The sequence below is a fragment of the Streptomyces sp. NPDC005899 genome, assembly GCF_040629645.1.
Taxonomy (GTDB): Bacteria; Actinomycetota; Actinomycetes; order Streptomycetales; family Streptomycetaceae; genus Streptomyces.
In genome coordinates this window covers 1-7,316 of record NZ_JBEXWB010000321.1, presented here as the reverse complement: position 1 = coordinate 7,316, position 7,316 = coordinate 1, and the positions used below count along the sequence as shown (strand labels likewise).

Annotated in this window: 8 protein-coding genes; 5 read left to right on the top strand and 3 right to left on the bottom strand. The window is 71.7% G+C overall.

Features of this window, described 5'->3' with window-relative positions:
* Window positions 1–189: 189 nt before the first annotated feature.
* Window positions 190–339 carry a hypothetical protein gene (locus tag ABZ371_RS26360; RefSeq protein WP_358683981.1) on the bottom strand — a complete coding sequence of 50 codons (150 nt, stop codon included), beginning with the start codon at window positions 337–339 and terminating at the stop codon, window positions 190–192.
* A gap of 164 nt (window positions 340–503) precedes the next feature.
* Window positions 504–1,184 carry a phosphate signaling complex protein PhoU gene (gene phoU / locus ABZ371_RS26355; RefSeq protein WP_358683979.1) on the bottom strand — a complete coding sequence of 227 codons (681 nt, stop codon included), beginning with the start codon at window positions 1,182–1,184 and terminating at the stop codon, window positions 504–506.
* 213 nt (window positions 1,185–1,397) lie between these two features.
* Between phoU and ABZ371_RS26350 the strand changes: the two genes are divergently transcribed.
* Entirely contained in the window at window positions 1,398–2,669 is a 1,272-nt protein-coding gene (locus ABZ371_RS26350; protein WP_358683977.1) for an ATP-binding protein, read from the top strand.
* Window positions 2,666–3,346 (top strand): response regulator transcription factor, encoded by a 681-nt coding sequence (locus ABZ371_RS26345; protein WP_069171393.1) that lies wholly within the window; start codon window positions 2,666–2,668, stop codon window positions 3,344–3,346. The genes ABZ371_RS26350 and ABZ371_RS26345 overlap by 4 nt, the downstream gene beginning before the upstream one ends.
* A 205-nt stretch (window positions 3,347–3,551) precedes the next feature.
* Here ABZ371_RS26345 and ABZ371_RS26340 read toward each other — a convergent pair whose 3' ends face one another.
* Entirely contained in the window at window positions 3,552–4,211 is a 660-nt protein-coding gene (locus tag ABZ371_RS26340; protein WP_358683975.1) for a DUF461 domain-containing protein, read from the bottom strand.
* A 631-nt stretch (window positions 4,212–4,842) separates the two neighbouring features.
* Here ABZ371_RS26340 and ABZ371_RS26335 point away from each other — a divergent pair.
* From ABZ371_RS26335 to ispF, 3 genes are all read left to right on the top strand, one after another.
* Window positions 4,843–5,325: a CarD family transcriptional regulator gene (locus ABZ371_RS26335; protein ID WP_006380568.1), complete on the top strand. Its 483-nt coding sequence runs from the start codon at window positions 4,843–4,845 to the stop codon at window positions 5,323–5,325.
* Window positions 5,326–5,909: 584 nt separating this feature from the next.
* Window positions 5,910–6,674 carry a 2-C-methyl-D-erythritol 4-phosphate cytidylyltransferase gene (gene ispD, locus ABZ371_RS26330; RefSeq protein WP_358683971.1) on the top strand — a complete coding sequence of 255 codons (765 nt, stop codon included), beginning with the start codon at window positions 5,910–5,912 and terminating at the stop codon, window positions 6,672–6,674.
* The gene (gene ispF / locus ABZ371_RS26325; RefSeq protein WP_358683969.1) at window positions 6,664–7,176 is read left to right on the top strand and encodes a 2-C-methyl-D-erythritol 2,4-cyclodiphosphate synthase; all 513 of its coding nucleotides are present in this window, start codon (window positions 6,664–6,666) and stop codon (window positions 7,174–7,176) included. The genes ispD and ispF overlap by 11 nt, the downstream gene beginning before the upstream one ends.
* Window positions 7,177–7,316 lie beyond the last annotated feature (140 nt).

The following is a 7,316-nucleotide window of genomic DNA, read 5'->3' as shown; positions in this document are numbered from 1 at the left end:
GCCCACCCCACCGCCCCGCCCGTCGTCGACCCGAGGACCACGCACCCCGCCCCCTGCCGCCGGGCCCGGCGCCCGCCCGGGGGCGCGGGCGGGGTGGTGCCGGGCGGCGCACACACCCCCCCCGCACGGCACCACCGGGACCCGCTGTCCGCTCCGGTCGGCCGGTCAGCCACTCAGACGCTCAACCGCTCAGCCGGAGCAGCCACCGCACTGGCACGGAGCGCCGGACTGGCAGCCGCACCCGCAGCCCGAGCCGCAGCCGCAGGCACCGAGCACGGTCAGGTGCGCCACTTGGGCCGGGGTCTCCTGCTGCGGTTCGGTCATGGGCGAATCGGCCATGGTCCCTCCTCAGGGGTACGACTCGACGGCGTACGGCGTATGCGTACGACGGGGCGTACGGCACGGCGCACCGCTCCCGTCCCCATTGCATGCCCAACCCGGACGGCGCATCAACGGCGCACGCACGCGGGGACATACGTGCGCCCTTCCTGCCGGCTGCGCCGTTACGCCCCCTCCACCGGTGTCGCCGCGGCCTGGATCTCGTCCGCGTGCTCACCCGTCACCAGGTAGACGACGCGCTTGGCGACCGACACGGCGTGGTCGGCGAAGCGCTCGTAGTAGCGGCCGAGCAGCGTCACGTCGACGGCCGTCTCGATGCCGTGCTTCCAGCGGTCGTCCATCAGGTGCTGGAACAGCGTGCGGTGCAGCAGGTCCATCTCGTCGTCGTCCTGCTCCAGCTGGAGCGCCAGCTCGACGTCCTTCGTGATGATGACCTCGGCGGCCTTCGCCATCAGCCGCTGTGCCAGCTGCCCCATCTCCAGGATGGTGGCGTGCAGGTCGTGCGGCACCGCCGATTCCGGGAAGCGCAGCCGTGCCAGCTTGGCGACGTGCTGGGCGAGGTCGCCGGAGCGCTCCAGGTCGGCGCTCATGCGCAGGGAGGTCACCACGATCCGCAGATCGGTGGCTACCGGCTGCTGGCGGGCGAGCAGGGCGATGGCCCGTGCCTCCAGGTCGTGCTGCAGGTCGTCGACCTTCTGGTCCGCGGCGATCACGCTCTCGGCGAGCTTGAGATCGGCGTCGAGCATGGACGTCGTCGCGCGGCCGATCGCCGAGCCGACGAGCCGGGCCATCTCGACCAGGCTCTCGCCGATCGCATCGAGTTCCTCGTGGTAAGCGTCGCGCATGGAAGTACCTCTCCGAATCCTTGGACCGACCGGCCGTCGGGGGCGGTGTCTCAGGGCCGGCCCCCACGCCCCTCACGGTGCGGGTGCAACGCGTCCGGATTCGACCCCCTAAGTGAACCGCCCCCATCCCCTCGGTGAACTCTGGGCGACGAGTGTTCGAGATGGCACCCGGATGGCTGGGAGAGTGTCGGCGAGCCCGCATAACCTTGAGACATGGACGTGAACGCGGCGGTCGCCGCAGCTGCCGCGATCGCCGGTGTACTCACCGGTGTGATCGCCACGCTGGCGTTCCGCTGGAGCGAGCGGGAGCAGCGGCGCCCCCCGAGGACGTCCCCGCGGCCCGACAGCAACGCACCGCTCCCCCCGGGGGTCGACACGGTCCTGTCGGTGCTCAGCTCGTCCGCCGTGGTGCTCGACGAGAGCGACAGCGTCGTCAAGGCCAGTTCGGCCGCGTATGCGCTGGGCCTGGTGCGGGGCGGCCGGCTGTCGGTCGAACCGATGCTCAACATGGCCAGGGACACCCGGCGGGACGGCGAGATACGGCAGGTCGAGCTCGACCTCCCCCGGCGCGGTACGGGACGGGGGGAGACGCTCGCCGTCTCGGCCCGGGTCGCGCCGCTGGGTTCGCGGCTGGTGCTGCTGCTCGTCGAGGACCTCACGGAGGCCCGGCGCATCGAGGCGGTGCGGCGGGACTTCGTCGCCAACGTCAGCCATGAGCTCAAGACCCCCACCGGCGCGCTGTCACTGCTCTCCGAAGCCGTGATGGACGCCTCCGACGACCCGGAGGCCGTGGAGCGGTTCGCCGGACGCATGCAGATCGAGGCGACCCGGCTGACCAACCTCGTGCAGGAGCTCATCGACCTCTCCCGGGTGCAGAACGACGACCCGCTGGAGGACGCGGAGCCCGTGCGGGTGGAGGAGCTGGTCGCCGAGGCCGTCGACCGGTGCCGGCAGCAGGCCGGCTCGAAGCGGATAGCCATGGCCTCGGGCGGCACCGCCGACCTCTCCGTCTGGGGAAACCGCGGCCAGCTTGCCGCCGCCCTCGGCAATCTCGTGGAGAATGCCGTCAACTACAGCCCCGCCGGCACCCGCGTCGGCATCGCAGCCCGGCGGATCGCCGCTTCGGGCGGCGACCTGATCGAGATAGCCGTGACCGACCAGGGCATCGGCATCTCCGAGAAGGACCGCGAGCGGGTGTTCGAGCGGTTCTACCGCGTCGATCCGGCCCGTTCACGGGCCACCGGTGGCACCGGCCTCGGCCTCGCCATCGTCAAACACGTGGCCGCCTCGCACGGCGGGGAGGTCACCGTCTGGAGCTCGGAGGGACAGGGCTCCACCTTCACTCTCCGACTGCCCGAGTCCGGCGTGGTACGCCGGGGAACCACCGGCGGGCCCCTCATCGTCGACGGTCCCTGTGCCGACGACGACGGACCGTACGGCACCGACACTCCTGAACCATTTCCTGCCCCGGAGGCTCTTCCGTGACCCGAGTGCTTGTCGTCGAGGATGAGGAATCCTTCAGCGACGCCTTGTCCTACATGCTCCGCAAGGAGGGCTTCGAGGTGGCCGTCGCGGCCACCGGCCCCGACGGCCTCGACGAGTTCGAGCGCAACGGTGCCGACCTCGTCCTGCTGGACCTGATGCTTCCCGGCCTGCCCGGTACGGAGGTGTGCCGGCAGCTGCGCGTGCGGTCCAACGTGCCGGTGATCATGGTGACGGCCAAGGACAGCGAGATCGACAAGGTCGTCGGCCTGGAAATAGGAGCGGACGACTACGTGACCAAGCCGTTCTCGTCGCGGGAGCTGGTGGCCCGCATCCGCGCCGTGCTGCGCCGCCGCGGTGAGCCGGAGGAGGTCACGCCGGCCGCGCTGGAGGCGGGACCGGTCCGGATGGACGTCGACCGTCACGTGGTGACGGTGTCCGGCGGCAAGGTCGACCTGCCGCTGAAGGAGTTCGACCTCCTGGAGATGCTGCTGCGCAACGCCGGCCGAGTCCTGACGCGCATGCAGCTGATCGACCGGGTGTGGGGCGCGGACTACGTGGGTGACACCAAGACGCTCGACGTCCACGTCAAGCGTCTCCGCGCCAAGATCGAGCCGGACCCGGGGGCGCCCCGGTACCTGGTGACGGTGCGGGGGCTCGGCTACAAGTTCGAGCCGTAAACCGCGGCAGGGCGAGCCGCGAACCACGGCCGGCACGGCCGTACCGTCCGGCCCTACCGCCGTGCCCCGCGCCGCCGGGACGGTCCGGCCGGCGGTACTGCCGGCCGCCGCGCCTCCTGGCCGACGTGCCCTCCGGCCGCCGCCGTAGCGCCGGGCCTTCGGCGCCGCCTCCGTGCTGGGGGCGGCGCCGGGGCGCCCGTCCGGCTCAGTGTGCTGCGGAGTTCTCGGAGTCCTCGTCCTGCTGCGTCTCCGCGCCGCTCTCGACGTCCGACGGGGTGTCGGACTGCCGCCCCGCCGACTCGCTCGGGTTCACCCCGGGGGAGCTTCCCTTCGACGGGGTGGGCGAGGGCAGCGTGCTCGGGCCGAAGCCCTCGAAGTAGCCGGACGCCGGGACGACCAGGGCGCCGAGCCGGACGTCGCCCGTCTCGCTGAAGGTGAAGACGACGTTGCGCACGTCGCCGTCGCTTCCGGCCTGGCGGCCGTTCTCGATGACCGCCGAGGCGTTGCCCTTGCCTCCGAGGATGACCCGGCCGCCGGCCGGGACCCTGATCGGTCCCTTGCCCTTGGCGGCGTTCAGCTTCACCGTGGCACTCGTGCCCGGAAGTGTGACGGACTCCAGGACCTCGGCCTTGGTGCCGTCGTTGAACAGCGTGGCGTTCACGGTGGCAGGGCCCTCGGTCTCGTGCCCGGGCTGCGTGACGACGTTCGCGTTCTGGATCTTGATGTTGTCGACAGCGGTGGCTGCGTTGTCCGGCCTGACCTGAAGCGTCTGTGCGTCGTTGCCCGCGCTGCACGCGGACAGCGAGGCGATCGTGAACACGAGGGCAGTGGCGGCGAAGGCGCCGTGTCGAAGGCTGCGGCTCACGGCGGCGGCAACTCCTTGAACGTTCGGACTGCGGACTTCGGACTCTTGCGGACGGGAAGGCCGAGCGGCGTAGAGCCGCCCTAAGGGTGTGTCAGCGGGCTCAGGTTACCGAGCCGTGCCCCGGGCCCCGCACCCGACCCGCCCCAACGGCCCCCGGACCTGACGGCAGGCCCGCTCGCGCGGATTCTCGGGCCGCGTTCCCACAAGTCGCCCGTTCAGCGCTAAGGCGCCTGTTCACACCGTGATCGGCCAGTGACGGATTTCCCGGCGCCGGCGGATTCCCCGCGCATAATCCGCCCCGCGGTCGGACGTTGATCAATTTCAATGACCACCGACCAGAGGTCCGTACGGGTGATCCATACTCGAACGGAGTACGGAAAGTTCACCATGCGGAACCCGACAAAACGGGACGTTTGGTCCCTTCTGAGTGACTTCTTACGCGTGTGACGCGCACGTTTCACGTCGGTCGCACGCCCGCTCCGACCTGCGAATATCGCCTTCCGGAAGGCTTCCGCAGCACGTTCAGGTTGCAGTTGTCAAGCCCCGAGATATGCCCTGACCTGCGAAAACGCCATTCAGGAGAAGCCGTTCTCGTGTTACTCTGGATAGCCACGGAAGGGGTACCTGTCACATGACGTTCAAGGTTGGCGACACCGTGGTCTATCCCCATCACGGGGCCGCGCTGATCGAGGCTATCGAAACTCGCCAGATCAAAGGCGTGGACAAGACCTACTTGGTGCTCAAGGTCGCCCAGGGCGACTTGACGGTTCGTGTGCCGGCGGACAATGCGGAGTTCGTCGGTGTGCGTGACGTAGTCGGGCAGGAGGGTCTGGACCGGGTCTTCGAGGTGCTTCGCGCGCCGTACGCCGAAGAGCCGACGAACTGGTCCCGGCGCTACAAGGCAAATCTCGAGAAGCTCGCCTCCGGCGATGTCATCAAGGTCGCCGAGGTCGTCCGCGACCTGTGGCGCCGGGAGCGCGAGCGTGGACTGTCCGCAGGTGAGAAGCGCATGCTCGCCAAGGCCCGCCAGATCCTGGTGAGCGAACTCGCCCTCGCGGAGAACACCAACGAGGACAAGGCCGAGGCTCTGCTCGACGAGGTCCTCGCCTCCTGAGCCGGGTCCCACCGGGGCCGGGAATCACGTCGTAGGAACATGCCGCAGTGCCCGCTGACCAGCCGTTCACACGGCGAGTCGCCGGGCGCTGCGGCATGTTCGTAACCCTCCCGCGCCGGAGGAAGTGTCCCGAGCCGGCCGTGATGCCCGGCGCTCTCGGGCCCGCTGTCCGTCGGCCCGAGGCGCCGTCCGGGCTTTCCCGGACGACTCTGCCTCTCATGCCCGCCGACCGGCCCGCGTGCCCGGCCTTCCGGGTCGCCCGGCCCGCGTGCCTTCCTGGCCGCCCGGCCCGCGTTCCTGGCCGGTTCGGGGCCTCCTGGTGCCGATCACGGATCCGTGATCGGATGGGGGACCCGCATCCCCCGGCCGGACACCGTCCGGGCCGGCGCCAGGACAGGAACCACCTGACCGGGATCCGTGTCGACCGAGCCGCCGCTGCCGCTCGACCGACCAGGGGTCACGGAAGGGTCCCGGTCAGTTCGAGGCGTCGAGCCCGGCTCGTGCCCCACCTGCGGTCGGGCACGCCCAGGCCATACCCACACCGGCCGTGGAAACAAACCTGCCGAAGCTTCGGAGTGCAACCGATGTCACCGATGTCACCGACGCCCGCCGATCCACGCCCTTCCCGGACCGCCGTGGTGATCCCCGCGGCCGGCCGGGGCGTCCGCCTCGGGCCGGGAGTCCCCAAGGCGCTGCGCACCCTCGGCGGGACTCCGATGCTGGTCCACGCGGTGCGGGCCATGGCCGCTTCGCGTGCCGTCGCCCTCGTCGTCGTGGTCGCGCCCCCCGGCGACGCGCCCGAGGTGAAGAACCTCATCGACGAGCACGCCGTGCCGGAGCGCACCGACTACCTCGTCGTCCCGGGCGGCGCGACGCGCCAGGAGTCGGTGAAGCTCGGCATCGACGCGTTGCCGCCGGACATCACCGTCGTGCTCGTCCATGACGCCGCCCGGCCCCTGGTCCCCGTCGACACCGTCGACGCGGTCGTCGAGGCCGTGCGGGGCGGCGCCCCCGCCGTCGTCCCGGCGCTCCCGCTCGCCGACACGGTCAAGGAGGTCGAACCGGGTGCGCCCGGGGACCCCGAGCCGGTCCTCTCGACGCCCGTGCGGGCCCGGCTGCGCGCCGTGCAGACACCCCAGGGGTTCGACCGCGACACGCTCGTGCGCGCGCACGAGGCCGCGGCCGTCGACGGTGAGGGCGCGACGGACGACGCGGGCATGGTCGAGCGCCTCGGCTCGCCCGTCGTCGTCGTGCCCGGCCACGAGGAGGCGTTCAAGGTGACCCGGCCGCTGGACCTGGTCCTGGCCGAGGCCGTCCTCGCGCGGCGGAGGGCCCACGATGGCTTCTGAGACGGTGGGACAGCGAGGACCCGTGATCCCTCTCGTCGGTGTCGGGACCGACATCCACGCCTTCGAAGAGGGCCGTGAGCTCTGGTGCGCCGGGCTCCTGTGGGAGGGGGAGGGGCCCGGCCTGGCCGGGCACTCCGACGCCGACGTCGTGGCGCACGCCGCGTGCAACGCCCTGTTCTCGGCCGCCGGGCTGGGCGACCTCGGGCAGCACTTCGGTACGGGCCGCCCCGAGTGGTCGGGCGCCTCCGGCGTCACCCTGCTCACGGAGGCGGCGCGGATCGTGCGCGCCGCGGGTTTCGAGATCGGCAACGTGGCGGTGCAGGTGATCGGGCTGCGCCCGAAGATCGGCAAGCGGCGCGACGAGGCGCAGAAGGTGCTGTCCGGCGCGGTCGGTGCCCCCGTCTCGCTCTCGGCCGCCACCTCCGACGGTCTCGGCTTCACCGGGCGGGGCGAGGGCATCGCGGGCATCGCGACCGCCCTGGTGTACCGGGCCGTGGCCTAGGCCGTACGTCGTCGTACGCGGCCTCGCACCGCTGACCGGGGCCGGGGGCGGGGGGGGCGCCGGCGGGGGGGGGGGTGGGCGCGCGGGCCTGGAGCCCGGCGGTGCCGGCCCCCCGCCGGCGCGGCCGGCGGCGCGACCAA